General features: G+C 67.5%; 12 protein-coding genes. 3 read left to right on the top strand and 9 right to left on the bottom strand.

Features of this window, described 5'->3' with window-relative positions:
- The first annotated feature begins 95 nt into the window (after positions 1-95).
- Entirely contained in the window at positions 96-1,316 is a 1,221-nt protein-coding gene (locus CFB50_RS07490; RefSeq protein WP_089445425.1) for a CaiB/BaiF CoA transferase family protein, read from the top strand.
- Positions 1,317-1,409: 93 nt separating this feature from the next.
- Here the strand turns inward: CFB50_RS07490 and CFB50_RS07485 are convergent, their stop codons facing one another.
- Entirely contained in the window at positions 1,410-1,964 is a 555-nt protein-coding gene (locus tag CFB50_RS07485) for an RBBP9/YdeN family alpha/beta hydrolase (protein WP_089445424.1), read from the bottom strand.
- A 178-nt stretch (positions 1,965-2,142) separates the two neighbouring features.
- Entirely contained in the window at positions 2,143-2,352 is a 210-nt protein-coding gene (locus CFB50_RS07480) for an ornithine acetyltransferase (RefSeq protein ID WP_011351716.1), read from the bottom strand.
- Positions 2,353-2,596: 244 nt separating this feature from the next.
- On the opposite strand from CFB50_RS07480, the gene CFB50_RS07475 reads away from it, so the two are divergent.
- Positions 2,597-4,306 (top strand): glutamine--tRNA ligase/YqeY domain fusion protein, encoded by a 1,710-nt coding sequence (locus CFB50_RS07475; RefSeq protein ID WP_069247742.1) that lies wholly within the window; start codon positions 2,597-2,599, stop codon positions 4,304-4,306.
- Between the two features lie 138 nt (positions 4,307-4,444).
- On the opposite strand, the gene CFB50_RS07470 is transcribed toward CFB50_RS07475, so the two are convergent.
- The 3 genes from CFB50_RS07470 to CFB50_RS07460 form a co-directional block, all read right to left on the bottom strand.
- Complete coding sequence (locus CFB50_RS07470) at positions 4,445-4,915, bottom strand: NUDIX hydrolase (RefSeq protein WP_089445423.1); 471 nt, start codon at positions 4,913-4,915, stop codon at positions 4,445-4,447.
- Between the two features lie 11 nt (positions 4,916-4,926).
- Entirely contained in the window at positions 4,927-5,313 is a 387-nt protein-coding gene (locus tag CFB50_RS07465; RefSeq protein WP_089445422.1) for a hypothetical protein, read from the bottom strand.
- Between the two features lie 112 nt (positions 5,314-5,425).
- On the bottom strand, positions 5,426-6,775 hold the full coding sequence (locus CFB50_RS07460; RefSeq protein ID WP_089446060.1) for a cytochrome-c peroxidase: 1,350 nt from the start codon (positions 6,773-6,775) through the stop codon (positions 5,426-5,428).
- Between the two features lie 223 nt (positions 6,776-6,998).
- On the opposite strand from CFB50_RS07460, the gene CFB50_RS07455 reads away from it, so the two are divergent.
- Positions 6,999-8,585: an acid phosphatase gene (locus CFB50_RS07455; protein ID WP_089445421.1), complete on the top strand. Its 1,587-nt coding sequence runs from the start codon at positions 6,999-7,001 to the stop codon at positions 8,583-8,585.
- Positions 8,586-8,703: 118 nt separating this feature from the next.
- Here CFB50_RS07455 and CFB50_RS39890 read toward each other — a convergent pair whose 3' ends face one another.
- The 4 genes from CFB50_RS39890 to CFB50_RS07435 form a co-directional block, all read right to left on the bottom strand.
- Entirely contained in the window at positions 8,704-9,165 is a 462-nt protein-coding gene (locus CFB50_RS39890; RefSeq protein WP_373452954.1) for a DUF3331 domain-containing protein, read from the bottom strand.
- A gap of 93 nt (positions 9,166-9,258) precedes the next feature.
- A complete protein-coding gene (locus CFB50_RS07445; protein ID WP_089445419.1) occupies positions 9,259-10,797 on the bottom strand; it encodes an alginate export family protein in 1,539 nt (512 codons plus the stop codon).
- Positions 10,794-11,492: a YoaK family protein gene (locus CFB50_RS07440; RefSeq protein ID WP_089445418.1), complete on the bottom strand. Its 699-nt coding sequence runs from the start codon at positions 11,490-11,492 to the stop codon at positions 10,794-10,796. Before CFB50_RS07440 ends, CFB50_RS07445 begins: the two co-directional genes overlap by 4 nt.
- Positions 11,489-12,403, bottom strand: coding sequence for a glyoxalase (locus CFB50_RS07435; protein ID WP_089445417.1), 915 nt, complete (start codon positions 12,401-12,403; stop codon positions 11,489-11,491). Before CFB50_RS07435 ends, CFB50_RS07440 begins: the two co-directional genes overlap by 4 nt.
- Positions 12,404-12,431 lie beyond the last annotated feature (28 nt).

The following is a 12,431-nucleotide window of genomic DNA, read 5'->3' as shown; positions in this document are numbered from 1 at the left end:
GGTGGGCCACTCGCGCAGCCGATTCGCCGTAAGATGCTCGGCATGCCAACCGGCCCTGCCCGACAAGGCGAGCCATGAAAGGAGACGATTCGACGATGGGTGCCCTGAGCCATATCCGCGTGCTGGACCTCACCCGCGTGCTCGCGGGCCCGTGGTGCGCGCAGACGCTTGCCGATTTCGGCGCGGACGTGATCAAGGTCGAGCGCCCGGGCGCCGGCGACGACACGCGCCACTGGGGGCCGCCGTACCTGAAGGACCCGGACGGCGCGGATACCGCCGAGGCCGCGTATTACCTCGCGGCGAACCGCAACAAGCGCTCGGTGACGGTCGACATCGCGACGCCCGAGGGCCAGCAGATCGTGCGCGAGCTCGCCGCGCAGAGCGACGTCGTGCTCGAGAACTACAAGGTCGGCCAGTTGAAGAAATACGGGCTCGATTACGACTCGCTGCGCGCGGTGAAGCCCGACCTCGTCTACTGCTCGGTCACCGGCTTCGGCCAGACCGGCCCGTACGCGCACCGCGCGGGCTACGACTTCATCATCCAGGGGATCGGCGGCTTCATGAGCATCACCGGCGAGCGCGACGGCGAGCCGGGCGGCGGCCCGCAGAAGGCCGGCGTCGCGATCGCCGACCTCGCGACCGGCCTCTATTCGACGATCGCGGTGCTCGCCGCGCTCGCGCACCGCGACCGGACCGGCGAAGGCCAGTACATCGACATGGCGCTGCTCGACGTGCAGGTCGCGCTGCTCGCGAACATGAACACCAACTTCCTCGCGAGCGGCAAGCCGCCGGTGCGCTGGGGCAACGCGCATCCGAACATCGTGCCGTACCAGACGTTCCAGACGCGCGACGGCTGGATCATCGTCGCGGTCGGCAACGACGGGCAGTTCCGCAAGTTCGTCGAGGCCGGCGGCCGGCCCGAGCTGGCGGACGACGAGCGTTTCGCGACGAACCCGTCGCGCGTGCGCCACCGCGACACGCTGGTGCCGATCCTCGCGGAGATGGTGAAGGCGCGCGACAAGGCCGACTGGATCGGTGCGCTCGAAGCCGCCGGCGTGCCGTGCGGCCCGATCAACGATCTCGGCGAGGTGTTCGACAACGAGCAGGTCGTCGCACGCGGGATGCAGGTGTCGCTGCCGCACCCGTGCGGCGCGGACGCGAAGCTCGTGCGCAACCCGATCCGGATGAGCGCGACACCGCCGGAAGCACGCACGGCCCCGCCGCTGCTCGGCGCGCAGACCGACGACGTGCTGCGCGACATGCTCGGCTACGACGACGCGAAGATCGCCAGGCTGCGGGCGAAACAGGCGATCTGAACGCGGCGGGGGGTGCGGGTGCGGATGGTCGCGTGGCAGCGGCTTCAACCGCCGCCCTGCCCCGCGCGGTCAATCGAACTGTCAATCCAACTGTCAATCGCGACGGGCGAGCGCGTCGAGCCAGCCGCGCGCATCGGGCCAGTCGCCCAGCCCGCTGTCCGCATTGATGTGGCCACGCGGGCCGATATCGTGGAATGCACTGCCCCACGCGTTCGCGCAGGTGCGGGCGAACGCGAGCGAGCCATACGGATCGTCGCTGCTGGCGACGACGCAGGTCGGAAACGGCAGCCGTTCGTATGGCACGGGCCCGAAGCCGTGCGCGTCGGTCGGAAACGCTGGACCGTCGGGATCGGGCAGCGCGACGAGCAGCGCGCCGCGCACTTTCGCGAGCGCGGCCGGGCGCGCATAGCGCGTCGCCCACCACGCGGTGGTCAGCGTACCGAGGCTGTGGCCGGCAATCAGCACCGGCTCGCGCGCGGCTTCAACCGCGCGATCGAGCGCGAGACACCAGCCGTTGCGGAACGCCCGGTCCCAGTCGGGCATCGCGACGCGCGAGAAACGTGCATCGGCACGCTCCCAGCGGCTCTGCCAGTGAAGCGGGCCCGAATTGGCGTAGCCCGGCAGGACGAGAACGGGGAATCGGCTCATGGAAAGTGCGTCGACGGGTGAAATCGTTATGGTGCGTCGGCGCAGTGTCGCACACCCGTTCCTCCCTGATGCTGCCTGTCTGATACCGGAAGGATGTGCGTGGGGTCGGGACGCGTCGAGCGCTGCGTCTCGCCCGGACTGCGAGCCGCCTGGCAGGCGGCTCGCGTCATGTCATCGGTCAGCGCACGTTCGCGCCGACGATACCGCCTGCCGCTGCGCCGGCGACCGTGCCGAGCGGGCCGCCCGTCACCAGGTAGCCGAGCGCGCCGCCCGCGGCTGCGCCGATACCGGCATTGCGCTGCGTATGCGTCATGGCGCACGCGCCGAGTTGCGAGAGGGCCGCGACGATCACGGCGGTACGAACGATAAACGTGGTCTTCTTCATCATGATTTTTTTGTCCTCCCGCCGCACGGCATCCCGAACGGCGGCGTTGATTTGGTGAAGCCATCATAGGCAACGCCAAACGGCCCGGGCAATCCGATTTACGTCGTGTTACAGCCGACACAATATCGAGATAATCGGTCGAAACCCGCCCCCGTCATGCCGCAAGCCGCGCGGGACGGACCCCGGTCAGGTAGAATTACAGGATTAAACCGGCGCGACGCGCCGACACAACCCTGACGCCATCCGCATGAGCACCGAACGCAACGACGCCCCCGCGGCTTCCAATTTCATCCGCAACATCATCGACGACGACAACCGCACCGGCAAATGGGGCGGCCGCGTCGAGACGCGCTTTCCGCCCGAGCCGAACGGCTATCTGCACATCGGCCATGCCAAGAGCATTTGCCTGAACTTCAGCGTCGCGCGCGACTACGGTGGCGTGTGCCACCTGCGCTTCGACGATACGAACCCGGAAAAGGAAAGCGTCGAGTACGTCGATTCGATCGTCGACGCGGTGCGCTGGCTCGGTTTCGACTGGCGCAAGGACGCGGTCGATCACCAGTACTTCGCGAGCGACTACTACGACAAGCTGTACGAGTTCGCCGAGCTGCTGATCCAGCGCGGCAAGGCGTATGTCGACAGCCAGAGCGCCGATGAAATGCGCGCGAACCGCGGCTCGCTGACGGAAGGCGGCAAGCCGTCGCCGTTCCGCGATCGCACGCCGGAAGAAAACCTCGACCTGTTCCGCCGCATGAAGGCAGGCGAGTTCAAGGAAGGCGAGCACGTGCTGCGCGCGAAGATCGACATGGCTTCGCCGAACATGAACATGCGCGACCCGGTGATCTACCGGATCCGCTATGCGCACCACTACCGCACCGGCGACGCATGGTGCGTGTATCCGATGTACGACTACACGCACTGCATCTCGGATGCGCTCGAAGGCATCACGCATTCGCTGTGCACGCTCGAATTCGAGGATCACCGCCCGCTGTACGACTGGGTGCTGAACGAACTCGCGGAAGCCGGCATGTTCACGCGCCCGCTGCCGCAACAGATCGAATTCTCGCGACTGAACCTCACGTACGCGATCACCAGCAAGCGCAAGCTGCTGCAGCTCGTGACCGAAGGCCACGTCGACGGCTGGGACGACCCGCGGATGCCGACGATCGTCGGCGTGCGCCGCCGCGGCTTCACGCCGGAGAGCATCCACCTGTTCTGCGAGCGGATCGGCGTGACGAAGATCGACTCGTGGATCGACATGAGCATCTTCGAAGGCGCGCTGCGCGACGACCTCGACGACAAGGCCGCACGTACCGTCGCCGTGCTCGATCCGCTGAAACTCGTAATCGACAACTATCCGGAAGACCTCGAGGAAGCCTGCACGGCGCCCGTGCATCCGCACCACCCGGATCGCGGCGTGCGCACGTTCCCGATTTCGCGCGAGCTGTGGATCGAGCGCGAGGACTTCGTCGAGAACCCGCCGAAGGGCTATTTCCGCCTGTTCCCGGGCAACAAGGTGCGCCTGCGCTACGGCTACGTGATCGAGTGCACGGGCTTCGACAAGGACGCCGACGGCAACGTGACGGCCGTGCACTGCAACTACTTCCCGGACAGCAAGTCGGGTACCGAAGGCGCGAACACGTACAAGGTCAAGGGCAACATCCACTGGGTCAGCGCGAAGCATGCGCAGCCGGCCGAAGTGCGGATCTACGACCGCCTGTTCAAGGAGCCGCATCCGGACGCGGGCGGCGCGAACTTCCTCGAGGCGCTGAATCCCGATTCGAAGAAGATCGTGCAGGCATACATCGAACCGGGCAACGACGACGTCGCACCGGAAACGCGCCTGCAGTTCGAGCGCCACGGCTACTTTGTTGCAGACCGTGTCGATTCGAAGCCGGGCAAGCCGGTGTTCAACCGGATCGTCGGGCTGCGCGACAGCTGGGGCAAGCCGGCATAACGGCATGCTTCACACGCGGCACGCGGCTTCGCAAGCCGTCGTCGCGTGACCATAAAAAAACCGGCCCCAGGGCCGGTTTTTTGTTGCGTGCTTCGAAGCGAAGCCGGGACATGGAGCCGCAGAAGCCGCCGCGCTCGTTCACTCACCCGTCAACCGCCGATGCAGATCCGCGAGCGACAGCTTCGTGCGAAACAGCCGTGCGAGGCTGCGGCTCGCATACGCGTCGATGTCGCCGGGTGTGGTCCAGCGGTACGCATCCATCTCGGGAATCATCGAGCCGTCGCGACGGCTCGGAAACAGCGACGTGCACGTGCACTGCGCGGGATCGATCTCGCCTTCGGCCACCTGCACCGCGAACAGGTGCAGGTCCTTGTCGTGCCGGTACGCGAAGCGGCCGAGATCGAGCAAGCGTGCCGGCGAGAACGCGATGCCGGTTTCCTCGAGCAGTTCGCGCAGCGCGGCGTCGGCCGGCGTCTCGCCCGGCTCGCCCTGCCCCTTCGGGATATCCCAGTGCGTGGTATCCGTCGCGTGCGCGAGGAACACGCGGCCGGCTCCATCGAGGATCACGACGCCGCACGACACCGTGCGCGGCGCGCCGCCCCGCTTCATCACGCGCGTGCTCAGCGCTTCTGCAGTTGCCACTTGCCCGCGGCCGTCTTGCAATAGACGGGCTTGAGCGTCATCGTCTGGCCCTTCGCGGTGATCTCGGTGGCGACTTCACGGCAGGTCTTGCCGTCCGTCTCGGTCGTGCTCGGCGTGAGCTTCGCATCGATCTGCGTGCCGCGGCCGCTGCTCTGCCACGTCGTGGTTTCGCCGTCCTTGCCTTCGTCGCGCACCTGCACGACCGCCTTCGAGAGCGACGCGCGGTCGGTCTTGTTGAAATAGCTGATCGGCGTGTCGTTCAGGAAGTTCAGGTTGTTCTGTGCATGGGCGGGCAGCATCGCGGCTGCGCACGCGGCGCCGGCCAGCACACGCGTGACGACGGAAAGGGATGCACGCATCGACATGTTTTTTCTCCTTGGATGTTCGATCGAACGGCGCGGTGCATGCCGGCGGACCGGTACGCACACTGCGCCTGTCAGCGAGCGAGGATAGCATGCGTGCCGTCGGCGCCGCCTTCTAGTGGCCGGCCGGTGCGGCCGTTTGCTGATATCCGTCAGTCAGCGTACCCAGGAACGCGATCACGTCCTTGATCTCGGCCGCGTTCAGCGCCGGCTGGTCGCCGCGCTTGCGGTCGAACGGCGGCTCGCGGTTGATGTTCGGCCAGTAGCGCTTCGGCAAATCGTCGTAGATCTGCACCTTGCCGTTCACGACCGGATAGAACTTCTCCGGATGGATGTCGCGTTCGACGTAGAAGCGCATCACGTCCTCGAGCGAGTGATACACGCCGTTGTGGAAGAACGTCTTGCGCAGCGCGACGTTGCGCAGCGACGGCGTGCGGAACAACCCGCAGAATTCGTCGCGCCCCTTCAGGTCGGTGCGCTCGGGGCCGCAGGCGCCGAGATCGTAGAAGCGCGGGTCGCGATTGACGGGCAGCGCGCGGTTGCGCGGCACCGCGACCGCGATCAGCCCGAAATCGCTGAACTGCGGCGGGCCGCCTTCGAGCGTGCGCTGGCTGATGTGGCAGCTCGCGCAGTTGCCCTTCTTCTCGTCGTTGAACAGCTGCAGCCCGCGCAACTCCGCGGGCGTGAGCTGCGCGTGGCCGGCCAGATACGCGTCGTATTTGCTCGTGTACGGATCGAACAGCGCCGGCTGCTGCTGGAAGGCGTCGAGCGCGCGCAGCACCGCATTGAACGTCGCCTGGTCGTCGCCGAGCACCTGGTCACCGAACGCCTTGCGGAACGCATCGGCATACGGTGCGGCGCGAACCGCCTTCGCGACCCTTGCCGGCGAGCTGCTCATCTCGAACGGCGACGTGAGCGGAATGCGCGCCTGCGCGTCGCGCGTGTCGACGCGACCATCCCAGGTCAGCCCGCCGGTCGGACCCGCGTCGATGCTTTCGTCCCCTTCGTCCGGCGAATCGTGGAAGTGCTCGCTGAACGGCGGGATGCCGCGCAGGTACTTCAGCGACGGCACCGCGCGAAAACCGGTCCGGTGCATGTCGTCGCCGCCCAGTTGCACCGACAGCGCGTTCGGCGGCCCGAACGCATGCTCGGCGCTATGGCACGACGCGCATGCGAGCTTGCCGGAGCCCGACAGCGACGGATCGAAGAACAGCTGCTTGCCGAGCGCCGTCATCTGCTTGACGCCCTCGAATACCTGCGCGCGCGTCTGCGGCTGGCTGGCCGGCGCGACCGCCGGGGCGGCCGGCGCGGCCTGAGCCGCGGGTACGACGGACGCGGCCGATGCAGTCGTGCCGGGCTGCGCATCGCAACCGGCGAGCGCCGCGAGCGCGCCGACCACCGCGAGCGTCGCCGCGGCCGGGATCAGCGATCGCGCGGACGCGAAGGTTTTCAGAAGGGTGTGCATCGTCATTGTTCTGGTAGCGGTGGGCAATCGGCCGGAGCTTATGTCAGTTCCGTGACCGTTGGATGACGTTCAACCGACAGTCAATTGAAAGCGTCCCTACACCCGGCTGTCAAATCGGTTCCAGATAATGCGCGCAGCCGGGCGGTACCGCGAGGTTCGTGCGCCGGCCCTCCCGCCACCCGGTTCCCACACGCGACCAACGACGAATGAGAGAGAACATCGCATGAAGAAGCACGCCTGGATTCGCTATACGCCGATCGCCCTCGCGGCCGCGCTCAGCCTGACCGCCTGCGGCGGCGACGACGTCACGCAGCAAGGCCTGTCGGCCGTCAAGAACGTTGTCGTGATCTACGCGGAAAACCGCAGCTTCGACAACCTGTATGGCAACTTCCCCGGCGCGAACGGCCTGCAGAACGCAACGGCCGCGAACTCGGTGCAAAAGGATCGCGACGGCTCGACGATGGCGACGCTGCCGAAGATCTGGGGCGGCCTGACCGCGACCGGCATCACGCCGGCGGTGACCGAGGCGATGACGGCGAACCTGCCGAACACGCCGTTCGCGATCGACGATCCGAAAGGCTTCAACCAGTCGATGAGCATCGCGACGCGCGACATCGTGCACCGCTTCTACCAGGACCAGATGCAGATCAACGGCGGCAAGAACGACATGTATGCCGCGTGGACCGACGCGGGCGGCCTGACGATGGGCCACTACACGGCCGATCCGTCGAAGCTGCCGCTGTGGAAGGTCGCGCAGCAGTACGTGCTGGCCGACAACTTCTTCATGGGCGCGTTCGGCGGTTCGTTCCTGAACCACCAGTACCTGATCTGCGCGTGCGCGCCGTTCTATGCGAACGCGGACAAGAGCCCGGCGGCCGGCAAGATCGCAGTCCTGAACGCCGACGGCAAGTCGCTGAAGGTCGCCACGAACTCGCCGGCCTCCGCGCTGAGCGGGCCGCCGAAGTTCGTCAATGACGGCGCGCTGACGCCGGACTTCTACGGCGTCAACACGATGCAGCCGGCGTACCAGCCGAGCGGCAACAAGGCGGCCACGGGCGGCGATCCGCTGCTCGCCGACCCGGCCAATCCGTCGACGATGCCGCCGCAGACGGCGACCAACATCGGCGACCTGATGACCAATGCGGGCGTGTCGTGGGCATGGTACGGCGGCGCGTGGGGCCAGGCGCTGCAGGCGAGCCAGAACGGCACGTCGAACGTGATCTACGGCGCCGATCTGTCGACGCCGAACTTCCAGCCGCACCACCAGCCGTTCAACTACTTCGCGAACCAGGCGCCGGGCACCGCGAGCCGCGCGCAGCACCTGCTCGACGGCGGCGCGAACGGCGCCGAGTTCATCAAGGCGATCGACGCGGGTACGCTGCCGCAGGTCGCGTTCTACAAGCCGCAAGGCAACCTGAACGAGCACCCGGGCTACACCGACGTCACCTCCGGCGATCAGCACATCGCCGACGTGATCGCGCACCTGCAGGCGAGCCCGCAGTGGAAGAACATGGTCGTGGTCGTCACGTACGACGAAAACGGCGGCTTCTGGGATCATGCCGCGCCGCCGACCGCCGACCGCTGGGGCCCGGGCACCCGCATTCCGGCGCTGATCGTGTCGCCGTACGCGAAGAAGGGCTTCGTCGACCATACGCAATACGACACGGGCTCGATCCTGCGCTTCATCACGCGCCGCTTCTCGCTGCCGCGCCTCGCGGGCCTGCAACAGCGCGACGACACGCTGAAGGCCAACGGCGGGCAGCCGATGGGCGACCTGACGAACGCGCTGCAACTGTCGCCGAACCTGTAACGGGTTGGCGGCACTGCAATGAACCGGCCGGCGCGATGCCGGCCACCCCATGACACAGGGCGGCTCCGGCCGCCCTTTGTCATTGCGCAAACGCAAACGTCAACACGTGCGCGCCGCATCACCCGCCGCGCTGCAGCCGGACGCCATCGAGTGCGATGGCCAGGATCATCGCGCGCGCATTTGGCGGCGTCGGTCGTCCGCTCGGGCGGAACACGTCGTCCCCGCACGCGATCCGTGCGCCCGACAGCACGCAGACACCGGCCTGCCGTGCGCGCCCCGGTTTCCAGTGCTGCTCGCCGAAATGCGCACGCCCCGGCTCGACCCAGCGCACGACCAGCAGCTGCGCCGAGCGCTCGAGCACCTGTACGTGCGGGCGAACCGTCGACACGCGCGGACGGTCGAGCGCCGCCGCCAGGATCATCGCTTTCGATTCGAATGGCGCCCGCCCGCGCGGGCTGAACACGGCGTCGCCGCAGACGATCTTCTCGCCGGACAGCGCGCAGTGGCCCGAGCGCAGCGCACGCCCCGGCGCCCAGCGTTGTTCCGCGCCGCCCGGCGCGAGCCAGCGCACGATCAGCATCTCGTCCGAATACGCGAGCACCTGCACACGCGCATTCATCCGGCACCACGCATCGGGCAACGCTTCACCGGAGGACGCGCCGCGGCGCGCGTGCTACCACCCATACTTCAGCTCGACGCCGACATAGTCGGCGTTGTGCCCGCCCGCCTGGCGGATCGCATCGCCGACCTGGAAATGCACGGCCTCGATCGCACCGATCAGGTTCGCGGCGATCGTCCAGTCCGCGCGCAGCTGCACGTACATCCCGGTCCACAACCCGCCCTTGCCCGCCGTGCCCGGCACCGGGATGTTCGGCTGCTGATAGACGGCGTCGCCGGTCGTCTCGCGCCACTGGAAGCCGAGCGCACCGAGCAACGACAGGTTCGCCGACGGCTTCAGCGTCACGGAAGGCTTCACGTGAATCAGGTTCGCGTAACTCGTATAGCCGGCCAGCGTGAAGTAATAGCCGTTCGGAAACAGCGGGTTGAAGGTGCTCACACGGCCGTCGTGCGGATGCCGGTCGCCAGACGCCGCGTCGACCTGCAGCGCGATGCGCGGCGACCACGGCGCATCGAGCTTGTAGCCGGCAATCGAACCGACGGCCCACGCCCCGATCGTCGCGTTGCCGACCGTGCCGGTCTGCAGCATCGTTTCGAGATCCCAGTCGAAGCGCCCCAGTGTGCCCGTGTAGCGCACGTCCCACACGTCGCGATGCTCGGGACCGCTCGCATCGAGGAACCGCGCGTTGTTGCGGTTGTAGCGCGACCAATAGCCGGACAGGTCGCCCGGCCCGACCGACTGCCGCTCGAAGCGCACGCCGCTGAACGTGAGATCGCGATTCGACACGTCGTCGAAATCGGACGCGTTGCGGTTCTGCACCGGCTGCGTCGCATAGCCGATGAAGCGCCACTTCTGGTACTCGTAAACGGCCCAGACCGCATCGAACGCCTGCCGCACGTTCGGGCCGTCGCGCGTGGCGATGAAACGCTGCAAGTCGAACGCCATCTCCTGGCGGCCGACGCGGAACTTGAACGTGCCGCCGCCGAGCGCGCCCGTGTAGGTCGCGAACGCCTGCTCGAGATCGAGCGGGTTCTTGTCGACCGGCGACACCGTGTTCTTGCCGAACGCGCGGGCGTCCTGCAACTGCACGAAGAACTGCCAGTGCTGGCCGAGATGCGCATCGGCATGCACTTCGATGCGCTGGATCAGGTACGTATCCGATTGCGCGGAGCCGATCCCGAACAGCGGCGCGTCATTGGTCTCGAGACGCTCGCGCACGTTCACGCCGAGCGATAGATAGGAAGCCGGATCGTTGCCGAGCGGCATGTATTTCAGCCCGTCGAGCGGCGCGCGCGGCACGCACGGATTCGCGAGCACCGACCAGTCTTCCTGCCAGCGGTTGAACAGCACCACGGGGCGCTTGGCCGTGCAGGTCGATGCGGCAGCGGCGGTTGTCGTCGCCGATGTCGTTGGCGTTGCCGATGACGCGGCCGGCGCCGGTTCCTGCACCGGCGTGGAAGCCGGCGTCGATGCCGCCGCCGTTTGCGCGCATGCCGCGTCGGCGCCCGCGAACAGCAGCCCCGCGACGATCGACACGCACGCGGCCTGTGCGGCGTGCTGGCCGTGATGTCTCCTCCCTCCCCGCTCGATCATGCGCGCTCCTGGGTGGTCGTACCCGCCGTTCGTGCCGCGCACAGGGCAAGCGTCGCGAGCGCGCCGACCGGCGCGAGCAGCGCGAGGAACCCGACGAAGCGAAACCCGAGCGCGCCGCATGCGGCGCCGAGTGCGAACGCGACGATCGCCGGCAGCATCTTGCCGAAGCGCGCCCGCGCCGCCGTGCGCGCGGCATCGGCCGTGCCGGCGGACAGCATGTCGACGACGTCGAGAATCGCCTGCGTGACGTTACCGGTCATCACCGTGTTCGGCACGCCGCCGGCGCGCGCAATCACGCGCGGATGCGCGTTCTGCACGCCCATCGCGAACGTGCCGACGATGCCGGCCACGAGCGCCGGCAGGCTGTCGGGCTGCGTGACGGGCGTCGCCCACACGCCGGCCGCGCAAAAGCCGAGCAGCAGCACGGCCTGCACCGCATGCAGCGTGCGCGTGCCCTGCCAGGCGGGCCGCCCGGACATCGACCGCGCGATCAGGCTGCTCGCGATCACGCCGCAGACGAACGCGGGAAACACGCTCAGCTTCAGCACGACGCCCTGGCCGAAGCCCGCGATGCCCGCGCCGATCAGCACGAAGTTGCCCGTCACGTGCGCGGTGAACAGCCCGAACAGCGCGACGAAGCTCAGCGTGTCGACGAAGCCGGCCACCGCGGCAAGGATCGTGTCCTCGTGCTTCATCGCGCGGCGCTCGCGTGGATCTCGGCGACATAGCCGCCCGGGAACTGCACGAGCGCAGCGTCACGGCCGTCCGACGTGAACGGCGGCACGAGCACCGTCACCCCCGCGGCCTGCGCCTTCTTCAGCGTCGCGGCGAGATCGGCGACTTCATAGCCCGTCATTTCATGCCCGTACGGATACGGCAGGTGGCCGTCGGTCACGAGCACGGTCATCTTGCCGAAGCCCGATTCGATGCGAATGCGGCGATACGTGTCGTTCGGCCGGCCGATCTCGATGCCCGGCGCCTTGAGGGTGTCGGACACCACCTTGCCATTCGAGAACTTCACGAAATCGTGCACCAGCTTGTGCACGCTTTCCGGCGATACGTACACGCGGTTCTCGGGTACCGTCTCCAGCGCGTCGTAGTGCGGCGCTTCGGTATGCCAATAGAGTTGCATGTTCAGCCCGCCGGTCCAGCGGATGATCGCGTCGCGGCCGATCGGATCGGGGAACGTGTCGACGACCACGTCCGCGCCGTGTGCGCGCGCCGTCTTCATCGCGACGTCCATGTCGGTGACGAGATAACCGGTGCGCTCCGCGCAGAACGGATACGGGATCGGCGTCTTGAAGCCGAACACCGACACCGTGCCGACCGGCGTGAGCACGAGCTGCGACATCGTCTGGCTCGGCGTCGGCGTGACCTGGAACACGCCCTGCTTCGACTTCTTGCCGCCGAACGTCGCGACGAAGCTGTCGGTGAAGCGGTCGAAGTCTTCCGGCGCCACGCACACGTGCGTCGTGTCGTACTGCGGCCCGACGGCCAGCACCGGCACCGGCGGCGTCGGAACCGGCGGTTTCGCGAACGTCGCCGGCGCCGCGACGCAGCCGGCCGCGATCGTCAGCGCGCACAGTGCGGATCGAATGGTCATCATGATCAGGTTTCCTTGTTGTGTCATCGAA

It is taken from the genome of Burkholderia sp. AU33423 (genome assembly GCF_002223135.1).
Lineage (GTDB): Bacteria > Pseudomonadota > Gammaproteobacteria > Burkholderiales > Burkholderiaceae > Burkholderia > Burkholderia lata_D.
Note: the sequence above shows the minus strand (reverse complement) of the source record. Positions and strands in the feature narration are given on the sequence as shown.

Bases quoted from the DNA above. Each gene is read 5' to 3' on its own strand.
- CFB50_RS07490 (WP_089445425.1), top strand. From the start codon at position 96: ATGGGTGCCCTGAGCCATATCCGCGTGCTGGACCTCACCCGCGTGCTC.
- CFB50_RS07485 (WP_089445424.1), bottom strand. From the start codon at position 1,964: ATGAGCCGATTCCCCGTTCTCGTCCTGCCGGGCTACGCCAATTCGGGC.
- CFB50_RS07480 (WP_011351716.1), bottom strand. From the start codon at position 2,352: ATGATGAAGAAGACCACGTTTATCGTTCGTACCGCCGTGATCGTCGCG.
- CFB50_RS07475 (WP_069247742.1), top strand. From the start codon at position 2,597: ATGAGCACCGAACGCAACGACGCCCCCGCGGCTTCCAATTTCATCCGC.
- CFB50_RS07470 (WP_089445423.1), bottom strand. From the start codon at position 4,915: ATGAAGCGGGGCGGCGCGCCGCGCACGGTGTCGTGCGGCGTCGTGATC.
- CFB50_RS07465 (WP_089445422.1), bottom strand. From the start codon at position 5,313: ATGTCGATGCGTGCATCCCTTTCCGTCGTCACGCGTGTGCTGGCCGGC.
- CFB50_RS07460 (WP_089446060.1), bottom strand. From the start codon at position 6,775: ATGCACACCCTTCTGAAAACCTTCGCGTCCGCGCGATCGCTGATCCCG.
- CFB50_RS07455 (WP_089445421.1), top strand. From the start codon at position 6,999: ATGAAGAAGCACGCCTGGATTCGCTATACGCCGATCGCCCTCGCGGCC.
- CFB50_RS39890 (WP_373452954.1), bottom strand. From the start codon at position 9,165: ATGCTGATCGTGCGCTGGCTCGCGCCGGGCGGCGCGGAACAACGCTGG.
- CFB50_RS07445 (WP_089445419.1), bottom strand. From the start codon at position 10,797: ATGATCGAGCGGGGAGGGAGGAGACATCACGGCCAGCACGCCGCACAG.
- CFB50_RS07440 (WP_089445418.1), bottom strand. From the start codon at position 11,492: ATGAAGCACGAGGACACGATCCTTGCCGCGGTGGCCGGCTTCGTCGAC.
- CFB50_RS07435 (WP_089445417.1), bottom strand. From the start codon at position 12,403: ATGATGACCATTCGATCCGCACTGTGCGCGCTGACGATCGCGGCCGGC.